This is a genomic window from Staphylococcus caprae, from assembly GCF_003966625.1.
Lineage (GTDB): Bacteria > Bacillota > Bacilli > Staphylococcales > Staphylococcaceae > Staphylococcus > Staphylococcus caprae.
The window spans coordinates 20,384-35,330 of record NZ_AP018587.1 but is presented as its reverse complement, the minus strand read 5'-3'; the positions used below and the strand labels follow the sequence as shown (position 1 = coordinate 35,330).

Annotated in this window: 12 protein-coding genes and 2 tRNA genes; 1 reads left to right on the top strand and 13 read right to left on the bottom strand. The window is 36.1% G+C overall.

The genetic code is table 11. The features are described from left to right. Positions 1 to 505: 505 nt before the first annotated feature. Complete coding sequence (locus JMUB898_RS00145) at positions 506 to 895, bottom strand: hydroxymethylglutaryl-CoA synthase (protein ID WP_020444595.1); 390 nt, start codon at positions 893 to 895, stop codon at positions 506 to 508. Positions 896 to 930: 35 nt separating this feature from the next. Between JMUB898_RS00145 and JMUB898_RS00140 the strand changes: the two genes are divergently transcribed. Next, positions 931 to 1,605: an IS6-like element IS257 family transposase gene (locus JMUB898_RS00140; RefSeq protein ID WP_001106057.1), complete on the top strand. Its 675-nt coding sequence runs from the start codon at positions 931 to 933 to the stop codon at positions 1,603 to 1,605. Between the two features lie 31 nt (positions 1,606 to 1,636). Here the strand turns inward: JMUB898_RS00140 and JMUB898_RS00135 are convergent, their stop codons facing one another. The 12 genes from JMUB898_RS00135 to dnaB form a co-directional block, all read right to left on the bottom strand. After that, positions 1,637 to 1,876 carry a hypothetical protein gene (locus JMUB898_RS00135; protein ID WP_001282728.1) on the bottom strand — a complete coding sequence of 80 codons (240 nt, stop codon included), beginning with the start codon at positions 1,874 to 1,876 and terminating at the stop codon, positions 1,637 to 1,639. A gap of 414 nt (positions 1,877 to 2,290) precedes the next feature. Then, positions 2,291 to 3,547, bottom strand: a complete 1,257-nt coding sequence (locus JMUB898_RS00130) for an MrcB family domain-containing protein (protein WP_000566670.1) — start codon at positions 3,545 to 3,547, stop codon at positions 2,291 to 2,293. A 321-nt stretch (positions 3,548 to 3,868) separates the two neighbouring features. Then, a complete protein-coding gene (gene rlmH, locus JMUB898_RS00125) occupies positions 3,869 to 4,348 on the bottom strand; it encodes a 23S rRNA (pseudouridine(1915)-N(3))-methyltransferase RlmH (protein WP_037541778.1) in 480 nt (159 codons plus the stop codon). Between the two features lie 408 nt (positions 4,349 to 4,756). Continuing rightward, positions 4,757 to 5,539, bottom strand: coding sequence for an MBL fold metallo-hydrolase (locus JMUB898_RS00120; protein ID WP_002445012.1), 783 nt, complete (start codon positions 5,537 to 5,539; stop codon positions 4,757 to 4,759). 517 nt (positions 5,540 to 6,056) lie between these two features. Further along, positions 6,057 to 6,845 carry a two-component system regulatory protein YycI gene (locus JMUB898_RS00115; RefSeq protein ID WP_002445014.1) on the bottom strand — a complete coding sequence of 263 codons (789 nt, stop codon included), beginning with the start codon at positions 6,843 to 6,845 and terminating at the stop codon, positions 6,057 to 6,059. Then, positions 6,846 to 8,183, bottom strand: a complete 1,338-nt coding sequence (gene yycH, locus JMUB898_RS00110; protein ID WP_002445016.1) for a two-component system activity regulator YycH — start codon at positions 8,181 to 8,183, stop codon at positions 6,846 to 6,848. Beyond that, entirely contained in the window at positions 8,176 to 10,008 is a 1,833-nt protein-coding gene (gene walK, locus JMUB898_RS00105) for a cell wall metabolism sensor histidine kinase WalK (protein WP_002445018.1), read from the bottom strand. Before walK ends, yycH begins: the two co-directional genes overlap by 8 nt. Positions 10,009 to 10,020: 12 nt before the next feature. Then, positions 10,021 to 10,722: a response regulator YycF gene (yycF, locus tag JMUB898_RS00100; RefSeq protein ID WP_002434481.1), complete on the bottom strand. Its 702-nt coding sequence runs from the start codon at positions 10,720 to 10,722 to the stop codon at positions 10,021 to 10,023. A 512-nt stretch (positions 10,723 to 11,234) separates the two neighbouring features. Continuing rightward, positions 11,235 to 11,307 (bottom strand) — tRNA-Asp (locus tag JMUB898_RS00095). 5 nt (positions 11,308 to 11,312) lie between these two features. Then, positions 11,313 to 11,387 (bottom strand) — tRNA-Glu (locus JMUB898_RS00090). Positions 11,388 to 11,787: 400 nt separating this feature from the next. Then, on the bottom strand, positions 11,788 to 13,071 hold the full coding sequence (locus JMUB898_RS00085) for an adenylosuccinate synthase (RefSeq protein WP_002445022.1): 1,284 nt from the start codon (positions 13,069 to 13,071) through the stop codon (positions 11,788 to 11,790). Positions 13,072 to 13,348: 277 nt separating this feature from the next. After that, entirely contained in the window at positions 13,349 to 14,749 is a 1,401-nt protein-coding gene (gene dnaB / locus JMUB898_RS00080; protein WP_002445024.1) for a replicative DNA helicase, read from the bottom strand. Positions 14,750 to 14,947: the final 198 nt, after the last annotated feature.

The following is a 14,947-nucleotide window of genomic DNA, read 5'->3' as shown; positions in this document are numbered from 1 at the left end:
ACCCCTTATCAGCAATTTTGCATGGAATTGCTTTTAACGTACCTCTTATCTGCAATTTTACTTAGAACTGCTTTTAACAAACCTCTTATCTGCAATTTTACTTAGAACTGCTTTTAACGTACCTCTTATCTGTAATTTTACTGAGAACTGCTTTTAACAAACCTCTTATCTGCAATTTTACTTAGAACTGCTTTTAACAAACCTCTTATCTGCAATTTTACTTAGAATTGCTTTTACTATTCCTCTTATTAGTATAATCTCAGTAAGAATGCGTATAAAAATGAAAATTACAACCGATTTTGTAAGTGCTGACGCCTGAGGGAATAGTATGTGCGAGAGACTAATGGCTCGAGCCATACCCCTAGGCAAGCATGCACGTACAAAATCGTAAGATAAAAAAATAAGCATATCACTGTAAACTTTAAAAAATCAGTTTAGTGATATGCTTATTTATTTCGAGTTAGGATTTATGTCCCAAGCTCATCAAGCACAATCGGCCACTAGTTTATTTCTCTATCTTATATGTTCTGATATGGTCTTCTATACTGTATAAGTATACTTTTGAATATGGATCTTGTGTCAATTCACGTTCGAAATCAAATTCTTGATTATCAAATCTGTTAAAGAATGTTTCGTATTCTTCGACTGATAATTGCTCTCTAGATTCTAGCATATTTAAGTGTTTCTCTTTATCTAATGCTTTGTCATATCCTTTAACGATTGAACCACTAAAGATTTCTCCTACTGCTCCTGAACCATAACTAAATAGACATACTTTCTCTTCTGGTTGGAATGTGTGGTTCTGTAATAACGAAATTAAACTTAAGTATAATGATCCTGTATAAATGTTACCAACATCTCTATTCCATAATACGGTTCTGTTGCAAAGTTGAATTTATAGTATAATTTTAACAAAAAGGAGTCTTCTGTATGAACTATTTCAGATATAAACAATTTAACAAGGATGTTATCACTGTAGCCGTTGGCTACTATCTAAGATATACATTGAGTTATCGTGATATATCTGAAATATTAAGGGAACGTGGTGTAAACGTTCATCATTCAACGGTCTACCGTTGGGTTCAAGAATATGCCCCAATTTTGTATCAAATTTGGAAGAAAAAGCATAAAAAAGCTTATTACAAATGGCGTATTGATGAGACGTACATCAAAATAAAAGGAAAATGGAGCTATTTATATCGTGCCATTGATGCAGAGGGACATACATTAGATATTTGGTTGCGTAAGCAACGAGATAATCATTCAGCATATGCGTTTATCAAACGTCTCATTAAACAATTTGGTAAACCTCAAAAGGTAATTACAGATCAGGCACCTTCAACGAAGGTAGCAATGGCTAAAGTAATTAAAGCTTTTAAACTTAAACCTGACTGTCATTGTACATCGAAATATCTGAATAACCTCATTGAGCAAGATCACCGTCATATTAAAGTAAGAAAGACAAGGTATCAAAGTATCAATACAGCAAAGAATACTTTAAAAGGTATTGAATGTATTTACGCTCTATATAAAAAGAACCGCAGGTCTCTTCAGATCTACGGATTTTCGCCATGCCACGAAATTAGCATCATGCTAGCAAGTTAAGCGAACACTGACATGATAAATTAGTGGTTAGCTATATTTTTTTACTTTGCAACAGAACCGAAAATAATCTCTTCAATTTATTTTTATATGAATCCTGTGACTCAATGATTGTAATATCTAAAGATTTCAGTTCATCATAGACAATGTTCTTTTCAACATTTTTTATAGCAAATTGATTAAATAAATTCTCTAATTTCTCCCGTTTGATTTCACTACCATAGATTATATTATCATTGATATAGTCAATGAATAATGACAAATTATCACTCATAACAGTCCCAACCCCTTTATTTTGATAGACTAATTATCTTCATCATTGTAAAACAAATTACACCCTTTAAATTTAACTCAACTTAAATATCGACAAATTAAAAAACAATAAAATTACTTGAATATTATTCATAATATATTAACAACTTTATTATACTGCTCTTTATATATAAAATCATTAATAATTAAACAAGCCTTAAAATATTTAACTTTTTTGTGATTATTACACATTATCTTATCTGCTCTTTATCACCATAAAAATAGAAAAAACAAGATTCCTAAAGAATATAGGAATCTTGTTTCAGACTGTGGACAAACTGATTTTTTATCAGTTAGCTTATTTAGAAAGTTTTATTTAAATTACAGTTTCTATTTTTATTAGATCACAATTTTATTTTAGCTCTTGTTCAAGTAATCATTTTTCGCCAAAAACTTTATACTGAATAGCTTCTACATTAAATACTTTGTCAATGAGATCATCTACATCTTTAAATTCAGAATAATTTGCATATGGATCTATAAAATAAAATTGTGGTTCTTTACCGGAAACATTAAATATTCTTAATATTAAATATTTCTGCTTATATTCTTTCATAGCAAACATTTCATTTAGCGACATAAAAAATGGTTCCTCAATACTAGAAGATGTAGATGTTTTAATTTCAATAAATTTTTCTACAGCTTTATCTGTATTTGTTGGATCAAAAGCTACTAAATCATAGCCATGACCGTGTTGAGAGCCTGGATTATCATTTAAAATATTCCTAAACTGTTCTTTCTTATCTTCGTCTATTTTATTATCAATTAGCTCATTAAAGTAATTTAGCGCTAATTTTTCTCCAACTTTACCGGTTAATTTATTCTCTTTATTTGATTTTTCAATTTCTGAATCATTTTTAGTAGTCTTTGATACACCTTTTTTATATTTTGGAATTATTCCTTTAGGTGCTTCCACTTCCTTGAGTGTCTTATCTTTTTGTGCTGTTCTAATTTCTTCAATTTCGCTGTCTTCCTGTATTTCGTCTATGCTATTGACCAAGCTATCATAGGATGTTTTTGTAACTTTTGAAGCTAATTCATTAAATAGTTCTAAAAATTTCTTTAAATCCTCTAGCATATCTTCTTCTGTGAATCCTTCATTCAAATCATAATATTTGAATCTTATTGATCCATGAGAATATCCTGATGGATAATCATTTTTTAAATCATAAGATGAATCTTTATTTTCTGCGTAATAAAATCTTCCAGTATTAAATTCATTTGATGTAATATATTTATTGAGTTCGGAAGATAAAGTTAATGCTCTTTGTTTTGCAGCATTTTTATCCCGCGGAAACATATCACTTATCTTTGACCATCCTTGATTCAAAGATAAGTATATGCCTTCTCCTTCCGGATGAAAAAGATATACCAAATAATATCCATCCTTTGTTTCTTTTGTTATATTCTCATCATATATTGAAATCCAAGGAACTTTACTATAGTTCCCAGTAGCAACCTTCCCTACAACTGAATATTTATCTTCTTTTATATGCACTTTTAACTGCTTGGGTAACTTATCATGGACTAAAGTTTTATATAGATCACCTTTATCCCAATCAGATTTTTTAACTACATTATTGGTACGTTTCTCTTTAATTAATTTAAGGACCTGCATAAAGTTGTCTATCATTTGAAATTCCCTCCTATTATAAAATATATTATGTCTCATTTTCTTCAATATGTACTTATTTATATTTTACCGTAATTTACTATATTTAGTTGCAGAAAGAATTTTCTCAAAGCTAGAACTTTGCTTCACTATAAGTATTCAGTATAAAGAATATTTCGCTATTATTTACTTGAAATGAAAGACTGCGGAGGCTAACTATGTCAAAAATCATGAACCTCATTACTTATGATAAGCTTCTTAAAAACATAACAGCAATTCACATAAACCTCATATGTTCTGATACATTCAAAATCCCTTTATGAAGCGGCTGAAAAAACCGCATCATTTATGATATGCTTCGCCGCGCATAATTTTGAAGGCGCGGTAGATTTGTTCGATTAAGATGACGCGCATCATTTGGTGTGGGAAGGTCATTTTGCTGAAGGAGAGTGCGTAGTTGCTACGTTGTAAGACGTCTTGATGTAAGCCGTTTGATCCTCCAATGACGAATACAAAGTCGCTTTGTCCTTGGGTCATACGTGTTTGTAGTTCTTTGGCTAGACCTTCTGATGACAACATTTTGCCTTGAATTTCTAATGTGATGACTGTGGATTGTGGTTTAATTTTAGCTAGTAGTCGTTGTCCTTCTTTTTCTTTGACTTGTTCTATTTCTTTGTCACTCATATTTTCTGGTGCTTTTTCGTCTGGAACTTCTATTATTTCAACTTTGGTATAAGCTCCTAGTCGTTTTTCATATTCTGCTATGGCTTGTTTCCAATATTTCTCTTTTAGTTTTCCAACTGACAGGATTGTAATTTTCATTTTATCCTCCATGTAAATATGTATGATTTATCCAACTTATCCACAAGTTATTAACTTGTGCACACTATTCCCTCTTATTATAACAATAATATTTATATTATCTTAACTATTTTTGAGATTTATACACATTTTCTGTGGAATAATCTGTTATTTTGTGGATAACCCTGTGTATATTGTGGGTATTTCTGTGTGTATTGTACACAACTCTGGATAACTATGGACATTTTCGTGGATAACTTTAAGGTAGTCTTAATCTAATTTTTACAATTAAGGCTTATATTATCTACTTTTTAGACCAACTTGAGTGTTATTTTCTTAAATTTCCATTACTTTTCCACAGGATTTTTCAAAAAAAGAACCTACTTAAATCTCATATTTAAGTAGGTCGGGTGTCTTACTATTATTTAATTATAGCGTATAAATTGGTGTAGCTTGAGCTTTATCCGTATCGCAAAGAAGTACTTCTTTCTCAGTATCAATATCATGTTCATTCAGCACTTGGCCTACACTCATACGAGCGAGGTCTTTCATGTTGTTGTCTTGTGATAAATGAGAGAGGTAAATGCGTTTCGTGTTACCTGTGATGACGTCTGTCATTGCAAGACCAGCATCTTCGTTGGAAACGTGGCCCATATCACTTAGGATACGTTGCTTTGTCTTCCAAGGATAACGGCACATGCGTAACATATCGACATCGTGATTACTTTCGAACATGAATGCATCGCTGCCACGAATCATGCCTTTCATACGGTCTGACACGTAGCCTGTATCTGTCAGCATCGTGAATTTCTTATAGTTGTTGTTAAAGATATAGAATTGTGGGTCGATTGCGTCATGTGAAACGTTGAAAGACTCGATATCAAAACCTGCAATAGATTTCGTTTCATATGGATTGAATATGAACTTCTGATCCATGGGGATACGACTATCTTTCTTTTCAATGGCTTTCCACGTGTTCTCGTTCGCGTATATTGGAAGGTTATACTTACGCGCGAGGACGCCAAGACCTTTGATGTGATCGATATGTTCATGTGTGACTAAGATACCGTTAAGATCCTTGATATTTCTATCAATTTGGCTGAATAGCTCTTCCATTTTCTTGCCGGTTAGACCTACGTCTACAAGTAGGCTACCTTTCTCACTTTCTACGTAAGTGGCGTTACCTGTACTACCACTTGCTAATACACTCATACGTATCAAGCGGCTTCATCCTTTCTAATATGTACAATCTTTATTTGTTTGAGAATTGTTAGGGTGTGATGTGGATATGACGTGCGTTTGGATGTTGTTGTGATTTGTGATAGTATTCTGAGTTGTGTTTTTTAACTTATTGCACGTGAATGTGAGTCATAATTGAGATTTCGAGGTGTGTTGATTCTAATTATTTAATCTCGAAACGAAACGTTCTCTAAAATTCCTTTATATTATACTATACCAATTTTAGCAGGTGTGTGCCAATTGTCAGTTTATGAATAGTTAGTGACGTAGAATATTAATATCTGCCCGCTTCGTAATTGCATAAAGAAACGACCACTCTGCTTCGGTGAGTGGTCGTTTTGTGTGTTGTAGTATAAAAACGTTGCTGGAATGATGGACGGGCTACGAAAAGCAGGTCGTTCGACAATAATACGCATCGCGCTAAAATTTGAGGAACAATTTTCGCTTGATGCTAGTTATTGCTCGCGACCTAAGCGCTTTTCTTCGCACCTTAATTTATAACTTTTGGGTTTTGGTCGGTGGCTTCGACGTAGTAGGTTTCTATGTTGTCTTTGCCATGGTGTTTGACTTTGATTTCCCAGTTTGGTTGTAGTAGTTGTACGTTGGTTTCTTTTACGACTGAGTAGTAGCCTAGGCGTGCGTCGATAACTTGGTCATGTTGTTTTAAATATCTATTGTAATAAAGTGCTTCGACGGCTTTCCGTGGGCTTATGACTTGTTTCTTCGAGCTGTTTGAACCTTCTGCCATATGGATGTTATTCATGGCTGTTTGTTTATAGCTGGTTGCCTTTCCATTATTTAAATTAAAGGTTAAACGCGCTTTACTATTGTTCATAATTGGGTAGCCTTCGAATGTTTGTTCATAAGCCATGTTGTCTGAACTTAAGTCACTGAGTTGATATTCTTTACCGTTATAAACGTTACGCGCTATAAAATCTTTAATGTCTTGAAGGTTCTTGTCGCTGACTTTCACTGTCTTGTCTATGTCGCCTTCAAGTGTCTTGTCTGAATCTGAGGTGCTCAGGCTAGAGTGGTCTTTCGCATAGCTTGAGAAGTCCTTAGAACGTGCTGTGATTTGTGCGAGTTTGGTGTCTTTCACGCTCTTATTCAGCACGTCTTCAGGCACTTTAATTTCCTCTTGCTGAAAATTAACATGATTACTACTCTCAGCGTCGTTAATCTGTGCTTTATTGACTTTATCGATATAAATCATGACGAGCAAGATGTTGACGAGAATAAATACGAAAATGAATAGCGTCTTAGTGCGTTTCCAGTTCATTTATTCTAGCCTCCCATCTTTATAGACGTACCAATTGCCGTCGTATTCAACATACCATTGTGGTGTGAATTCACTGTTGCGTTGAACTTCAATATCATCTTTATCTGGTTTGTCATCCATTTCATAGCCGACTGCGAGGTTGGTTACCTTTTCAAAGTCAATATTACTATCATTGGCAAGTGCTGAACGCACGGATTCGGCTGTAGGTAGGTTCTTAGATTCTTCACTGTTCAATTGAACGCTGCTCTTAAGTAATGAACGCTGGTAATCGAAGACACCTTTCTTGCCCCAAGTGACTTGAATTTCGTTTAAATTCTGAGTATTGAAGGTTGGATAACCATTTAAGAAACGTTGATATGTGAGTTTACCGTTCTTATTATCTGTGCTGAATAGACGGAAGTCTTCATTAAGGAAGCCTCCATGACCATTGATAAATTCAAACGTACCTGGAATGGTTTCTTCCATGTTACTTGAGCTTTTCGCGTCTTCGGATAAGTTTTTATAATGGTACATTTCACTCTTACCGTCATAGTTTGCGACGCCGGTATTGTTGTTGTAAGTTGTTGCACCGCTTTGTGAGCTTCGTACGATAGTTGAATCATCGAAGAGGATGGAGTTCATTCTTTCGACGTTCATTGTTGAGAAGACCATGCGGTATGACTTTAAGCCTTTAGGTTTGCTTGGCGCGAATACATGTGTTGCTTTGTCGATTGTATCTTTATTGGTGATGATTTCTGTATATGGTTGCATGTTTGGCTTGATACTTTTTAAGGCTTTATCAATGTTTTTACCTTGTGCTGATGTTTTTAGTTTCACGACTTCGTGTCGGTCTTTACTAATTGCGTAGAGTACGACGTGATTGTCGTTATCTTGGTCTACGAGTAATCGATTAAAGTTGAAGTGATTTGGTACTTTGGCATCGATATTCAATACTTGGCTTAAGTATGTTGTTAATGGTAAGTCATATGTGAAATCGAGTACGACGAAATCATTGCTTAATTCAGGTATGACGAGATTATGATCGCGATGAGTGTGTGAAACCGTTTTGACTTCTTGGTTCTTCAACGGTTCGATGATGCTATCTAATGCATCGCCTGTTGATACTGTTCCTTGTGGTTTATCATCCTTTGCGTGGATGATTTGGAATGGTGTGATGGTGCCATCCATTTTTGCTGTCATTGGTTTACTGAGTGGTTTGGGTTCATTACTTTTACTATTTTCTGAACTAGCGACATTATTGAGGTCTGGCGTAAAGTTCCAGACCATATATGTCAACACGATACTCATGAGTACAAGTAAGCCTAGGATAATCGATTTGATATGTTCTTTACTATTCATCCCAATCACCGTCTTCAATGATTTCGCAAGGAAGTGTGATGAAGATAGACGTACCTTGTCCTTCTACACTGTTTGCCCAGATACGTCCATTGTGTGCTTCGACAATTTCTTTAGAAATCGCTAGACCTAGTCCTGTACCACCCATCTTACGTGTACGTGCTTTGTCAACGCGGTAGAATCTATCAAAGATTTTATCTACTTTATTAATTGGAATTCCAATACCATTATCTTTTATACGAATGGTCATTCTATTGTAAAGTGCATTTTGTTTCACATGAAACTCGACACGTTTATCGCCACGTGAATATTTCATTGCGTTAGTAATAACGTTGTCGAATACTTGTGTCATCTTATCTGGATCAATTTCCGCAAAGATGGTTTGTTGCGGAATTTCACGCACGAATGTTGTATCTTTAGCTGCCATTTCATGTCGATTAATGATTTTATTAATGAACATGTTAAAGTCGATGATTTCTTTCGTGATTTGATCTGACTCGTTGTCCATTTTCGATAATTGAAGTAGGTCGTTAACGAGTCGAATCATACGTTCTGTTTCTTCACGTGTTACGGATAGGAATTGAGGTGCGAGGCTTTCATCTTGCCAAGCGCCTCCTTCGAGTGCTTCGATGTAGCTGTTCATTGATGTTAACGGTGTACGTAATTCGTGTGAAACGTTGGCTACGAATTCACGACGTTCACGTTCAACTTGTTGTTGTTCTGTTACGTCATGTAACACGGCAATGTAACCTGTGACGAATCCTGTTTCTTGAACGATGGTACTAAATTTAACACGTACGATAATGCCTTCTTCTTCGTTGATGTCTAAGAGGAAGGAATCGTTATTTTCTTGGATTTCGTCTAGTGAGAATTCATTTTCAAGGTTGAGAAGGCCAAGCATGTAATAACCGATGACGTCTTCTTTCGCGAGACCGAGCATCTTGAGTGCCATGTCATTGGCAATACGTACACGACCACGGCGGTCTGTCGCAAGGATACCGTCACTCATATGTGTGATAACTGAGTCGAGTCGTCGTTTCTCACTTTCAGTATTGGCTTGTGCTTCTTGAACACGTTTGGATAGATTGTTGAAGGCGAGTGCGAGCTCACCAATTTCGTCGTTACCGTATATCTTTACGCGTTGGGTGTAGTTACCCTTAGACATCTCGACGGTTTGGTTACGCATGTCGGTAATTGGTTTGGTAATCGTTCGGGCGATGAAGAAACCGAGGATGACTGTGATGAATAACGATATCGCAGTACCGACGATAAAGATTTGATTGATATTGTTCAGTTGGTTATAAACGTCGTTGATTTTCGATTCTATGTAAATATCACCGATTGTTTGTTTATCGACTTTTACTGGTATGTTGTAAACCCAGACACGTTCTTTACCACTACCATAGTCTTTGAGAACCATGTGATTATTGGTTTCGCCTAGAGAAAGTGCCTTTTGGACGGAGCTGTCGTTCGCTTTTTGGTTAATTAGACCGCGGTTAGACTGCTTGGTTGTTGCCATGATGATTTGGTCTTTATCTATAAAGCGAATTTCTCCAATTTCTTGACGGTTGGCATATTCACTCAAAAGGTTTTGGATATCCTTCTGAGCGTTTACCGTACCTTTGTCATTATCGTTGTAAACTTTCTCTATGTTTACATCTAACTGCTTCGCGTATTGTGTTATGTTCTTTTTAAAGTTATCGAGTAATTCTTTTTCTAAACTATTAGTAAAGTACAAACCGATGATTTGCATACCAATAATAATCAGTAATACATAAACAATAACGAGTTTAGTGTGAAGGGATTGTAATTGTTTAAGCCACTTCATGAGATGTTGCCTCTAATCATGTTGTTGGAGGAAGTATCCAACGCCTCTACGTGTCACGATATATTCTGGGTGCGATGGATCGTCTTCAATTTTCTCACGTAGACGACGGATGGTTACGTCGACAGTACGCACATCACCGAAATAGTCATAACCCCACACTGTTTGTAATAAATGTTCACGTGTCATTACTTGACCCATATGTTTAGAAAGATAGTGGAATAATTCAAATTCACGATGTGTTAATTCGATATCTTCACCGCGTTTTTTAATTGAGTATGCATCTGGGTAGATGACAATATCTTTAATTGTAATTTCGTTTGTCGCGCCACTCACTTCTTGTGCTGGTTGTGAATAATGACGGCGCAAGTTTGCTTTCACACGTGCGATGAGTTCACGTGTGCTGAAAGGTTTTGTTACATAATCGTCTGCACCTAATTCGAGACCTAATACTTTATCAATTTCTGAGTCTTTCGCTGTCAACATGATGATAGGCATTTCGAATTTTTTACGGACTTCACGGCAGACTTCCATGCCGTCTCTGCCTGGTAACATGATGTCTAATAATACGATGTCTGGTTCTTCTTCGTAGATTAAATCTACTGCGTCGTTACCATCGTAAGCGCAGAATACTTCGTACCCTTCTTTTTTCAAATTAAATTCTAAAATATCAGCAATTGGTTTTTCATCATCGACTACAACAACTTTTCTAGCCATATACTTTAAACCTCTTTTCTCAAAGTGTAATTCTTCCGTTCGTTTAATTATGTGAAGGCTATATTTTTCTAGTTTGAACCTTGTGAAAGGTGATTTACTCTGTATATATAGCGCATAGTTATCTAATATATAATTTACCATTTATGAACGGTTAATTCTATTTTAGTATTAAAAATTATAGAATAATATTATTTATAAGTTTACCACCGAAATACTGTTTCACAAAATATGTTGAACACTTGCAAATAGCTTAAAACGTTTATATATCAGTATTCTCATTATTTTGTAATATAAATAATTGGTGTAAAACGTATGGTTACGCGATTCTTCTTCTGAAAATATGAACAAATAGGACAAATGTTAAGTTTTTGTTGCAGCGTCATAGCGTTGTAAAGGGAGTAGATTTGTGTACGCTGAGGTCGAACCTGTTGGATGTGATTGTGGTTGATTGTAATAGGAAATTAGCGGATATGCAAGCATAAAAAAATGCCTACCCTATTGGGTAGGCAATACGGTCCCGACGGGAATCGAACCCGCGATCTCCTGCGTGACAGGCAGGCGTGTTAACCGCTACACTACGGGACCTATAATGGTGACTCCTACGGGACTCGAACCCGTGTTACCGCCGTGAAAGGGCGGTGTCTTAACCGCTTGACCAAGGAGCCGTTCTTAAGCACAAGATAGATTATAGCATAGCTAATCTTTTGATGACAAGCTATTTTTTACATAAATTTAACAATATTTTTTGTGGGTTAATAAAGGAGAAATATTGCTATAAAAGTGTTGAGCGTATAGTGTGAATTGTAATGATATTTGGTGCTGAACTATTTTCTTCTATATAAATAATGTAAAAGGGAGAGAGACAGAAATATAATTTATCAAAATTATTTTCGTTGTCTCACCCCGGCAAGGATGGCTAGGATTGAAAGAAGCTTGATATAAGCGCACTTTCAATTCAGACATCTACTGCCAATATGTTAAGAAGACTAAGACAATTAATGATGTCCCAATCTCTTTTGAGGCTGGGACATCATTTGATATCTCAGCTTTCTTTTATATCTTGTTTTACCATAATTGTTCTAATAAGTTTGTTTGTTCGCGGTCTGGGCCTACAGAGAAGATTGAGATGTGTACGCCACATAATTCTGAAATGCGTTCTAAGTATTTGCGTGCATTTTCAGGGAGTTCTTCTAAACTGCGGCATCCTGTAATGTCTTCTGTCCAACCTGGAAGTTCTTCAAAAATTGGTTTACAGCGTCTTAATTGATCTAAGTTTGCAGGATATTCAGTGATTTCTTCTCCATCTAATTCGTAAGCTGTACAAATCTTAACTGTATCTAAGCCAGTTAAAACGTCGATTGAGTTGATAGAAAGGTCTGTAATACCACTTACACGGCGTGAGTGACGTAATACAACTGAGTCGAACCAACCTACACGACGTGGACGTCCTGTTGTTGTACCATATTCACGACCAACTTCTCTAATGTGATGTCCGTCTTCATCGAATAATTCAGTAGGGAATGGACCATCACCTACACGTGAAGTATATGATTTACATACGCCAATAACTTTAGATACTGATGTAGGGCCTACGCCTGTACCTACTGTCACGTTACCTGCAACTGGGTTACTAGATGTAACGAATGGATATGTGCCGTGGTCGATGTCTAACATCACACCTTGTGCACCTTCGAATAATACCTTTTCATCTGTAACATTTGCATCGTCTAAGATTTTAGCTGTATCTGTGACATATTCTTTTAAGCGTTGACCTGCTGCATAGTACTCGTCAAAGATTTCATCAAACGTAGGGCATGTTTCGTTGAACATTCCTTTGAAATACGCATTTTTATATTCAATATTTTCTTTAAGACGGCGTTCGAATGTGTCTTTCTCCAGTAAGTCTGCTACTCGAATACCAATACGTTGTGCTTTATCTACGTAAGCTGGGCCGATACCTTTTTTCGTTGTACCGATTTTGTTATCTCCACGACGACGTTCTTCATATTCGTCTTGAGCTAGGTGATAAGGTAAGATGACTTGTGCACGGTTTGAAATACGTAAGTTGTCTGTTGAAATGCCGCGTTCGTTTAAACCGTCTAATTCTTTTAATAATGCGACTGGATCTACTACTACACCATTACCAATAACTGCTAATTTATCTTTATAAAAAATACCTGATGGTACTAAATGTAATTTGTACGTTTCTCCACCAAATTGAATTGTGTGTCCCGCATTATTACCACCTGAAAATCTTGCAATCACATCTGCTTGTTCTGCTAAGAAATCTGTAATTTTACCTTTACCTTCGTCTCCCCATTGTGTCCCAACTACTACGATTGATGACATAAGAGCACCTCCAAGTTTTTCTCATTTAACCATTAGATATTCTACCAATATGATTATGAATTTGCAAATAAAAATCGAACATTAAATCGCTATAGGTTGTTTGCAATTTGTTAATTTTGTTTTTACTTTTATGCGGGCTTGAGCATTGTTATATCAGTACTTTTAGGTTTGTTTTCCGGAAAATGATATACATACTTCAAATGATTTTATAGGAGTAAATCAAAATAAAAACCGTACAATAAAACTTGTAATTAGTTTATCGTACGGAAAAAATATTTTATGACATTTCTGCATGAGCATAATCAATGTCAGTAAATTTATTATATTGTTTCATGAAATGAAGCTTAACGGTACCTGTCGGGCCGTTACGTTGTTTAGCAATGATGATTTCAATTTCGCCGTTATCATCATTCGTTTGAGGTTCGAAACCTGCATCATCGTCGTCCTCATCACCTTCACCGCGATTATAGTAATCATCACGGTATAAGAAAGCGACGATATCAGCATCTTGCTCGATTGACCCAGATTCACGAATGTCACTCATCATCGGACGTTTATCTTGACGTTGTTCCACACCACGTGAAAGCTGACTCAATGCAATCACTGGGCATTCAAGTTCACGCGCAATTGCTTTAAGTGTACGTGAAATTTCAGAGACTTCTTGTTGACGGTTGTCTGAGAAACGAGACCCGCTACCTTGAATTAATTGTAAGTAGTCAATCACAATCATATCGAGGCCGTGTTCTTGTTTAAGACGACGACATTTAGAACGTAAATCAGTGATACGAATACCTGGTGTATCGTCTATGAAAATCTTCGTGCGTGATAATTTACCTACCGCAATTGTAAAACGATTCCAGTCTTCCTCAGTCATAGTACCTGTTCTTAAACGGTTAGAGTCAACGTTGCCTGAACTACAAATCATACGTGTTGCAAGTTGGTCAGCACCCATCTCTAGAGAGAAGATACCAACTGTAAACATATCTTCGTGTGTCGCTACTTTTTGTGCGATATTAAGTGCGAAGGCAGTCTTACCTACTGAAGGACGCGCCGCTAATATAATTAAATCATTACGGTTAAAGCCTGCTGTCATTTGGTCAAGATCTCGATAACCTGTTGGAATACCAGGCGTTTGACCACTATTTTGGTCGAGTTCTTCGGCTGTTTCATAGACTTGCCCTAAGACATCTCTAATATCTTTAAATCCATCACTTTCTCTTGTAGAAGAAAGTTCAAGAATACGTCGTTCGGCGTCACTTAGAATGGTATCTAGTTCTAATTCATCATTATAGCCATCATTCGCGATACTATCGGCAGTTTGAATTAATTTACGTTTCAACGCATGTTTAAAGACAATATCTGTGTAGTATTGAACATTGCGTGTTGTCGGTACGTTTGTCGATAGTTCTGCGAGGTATTGTGGACCGCCCGCTTCACTTAAACTTCCTTCGCTTGAGAGTTGATCCATGAGTGTGACAACGTCGATTTCTTTGTTGTCTTCATTCAGATGCATCATTGCGCGGAAGATATGTTGATGGGCGCCTCTATAAAACGACTCAGGAAGAAGGACTTCCTGAGTTGTGTTAATCAATTCTGGATCTATAATAATGGCACCTAAGACAGATTGTTCAGCTTCATTGCTATGTGGCATTTGATTTTGCTCATACATTCCATCCATTGTTTGCTTACACCTCTTATTTCAATCCATCTTTATTATTTCGAAATTCAGTAATGAGATTATTATAGTGAAATTAAATCAACGAACAATGTTACGCGACTCCCGAGGAAAAGCGCTAAGCGAAGACTATAGGCTGATCTTGTGCCCTGGGAAAGCGTCGCAACAAAGTGAGTGAATGATAGATATCCGTTAATTCTA

Bases quoted from the DNA above. Each gene is read 5' to 3' on its own strand.
- rlmH (WP_037541778.1), bottom strand. From the start codon at position 4,348: ATGAAAATTACAATCCTGTCAGTTGGAAAACTAAAAGAGAAATATTGG.
- JMUB898_RS00120 (WP_002445012.1), bottom strand. From the start codon at position 5,539: ATGAGTGTATTAGCAAGTGGTAGTACAGGTAACGCCACTTACGTAGAA.
- yycH (WP_002445016.1), bottom strand. From the start codon at position 8,183: ATGAATAGTAAAGAACATATCAAATCGATTATCCTAGGCTTACTTGTA.
- dnaB (WP_002445024.1), bottom strand. From the start codon at position 14,749: ATGGATGGAATGTATGAGCAAAATCAAATGCCACATAGCAATGAAGCT.
- walK (WP_002445018.1), bottom strand. From the start codon at position 10,008: ATGAAGTGGCTTAAACAATTACAATCCCTTCACACTAAACTCGTTATT.
- yycF (WP_002434481.1), bottom strand. From the start codon at position 10,722: ATGGCTAGAAAAGTTGTTGTAGTCGATGATGAAAAACCAATTGCTGAT.
- JMUB898_RS00130 (WP_000566670.1), bottom strand. From the start codon at position 3,547: ATGATAGACAACTTTATGCAGGTCCTTAAATTAATTAAAGAGAAACGT.
- JMUB898_RS00115 (WP_002445014.1), bottom strand. From the start codon at position 6,845: ATGAACTGGAAACGCACTAAGACGCTATTCATTTTCGTATTTATTCTC.
- JMUB898_RS00140 (WP_001106057.1), top strand. From the start codon at position 931: ATGAACTATTTCAGATATAAACAATTTAACAAGGATGTTATCACTGTA.
- JMUB898_RS00085 (WP_002445022.1), bottom strand. From the start codon at position 13,071: ATGTCATCAATCGTAGTAGTTGGGACACAATGGGGAGACGAAGGTAAA.
- JMUB898_RS00135 (WP_001282728.1), bottom strand. From the start codon at position 1,876: ATGAGTGATAATTTGTCATTATTCATTGACTATATCAATGATAATATA.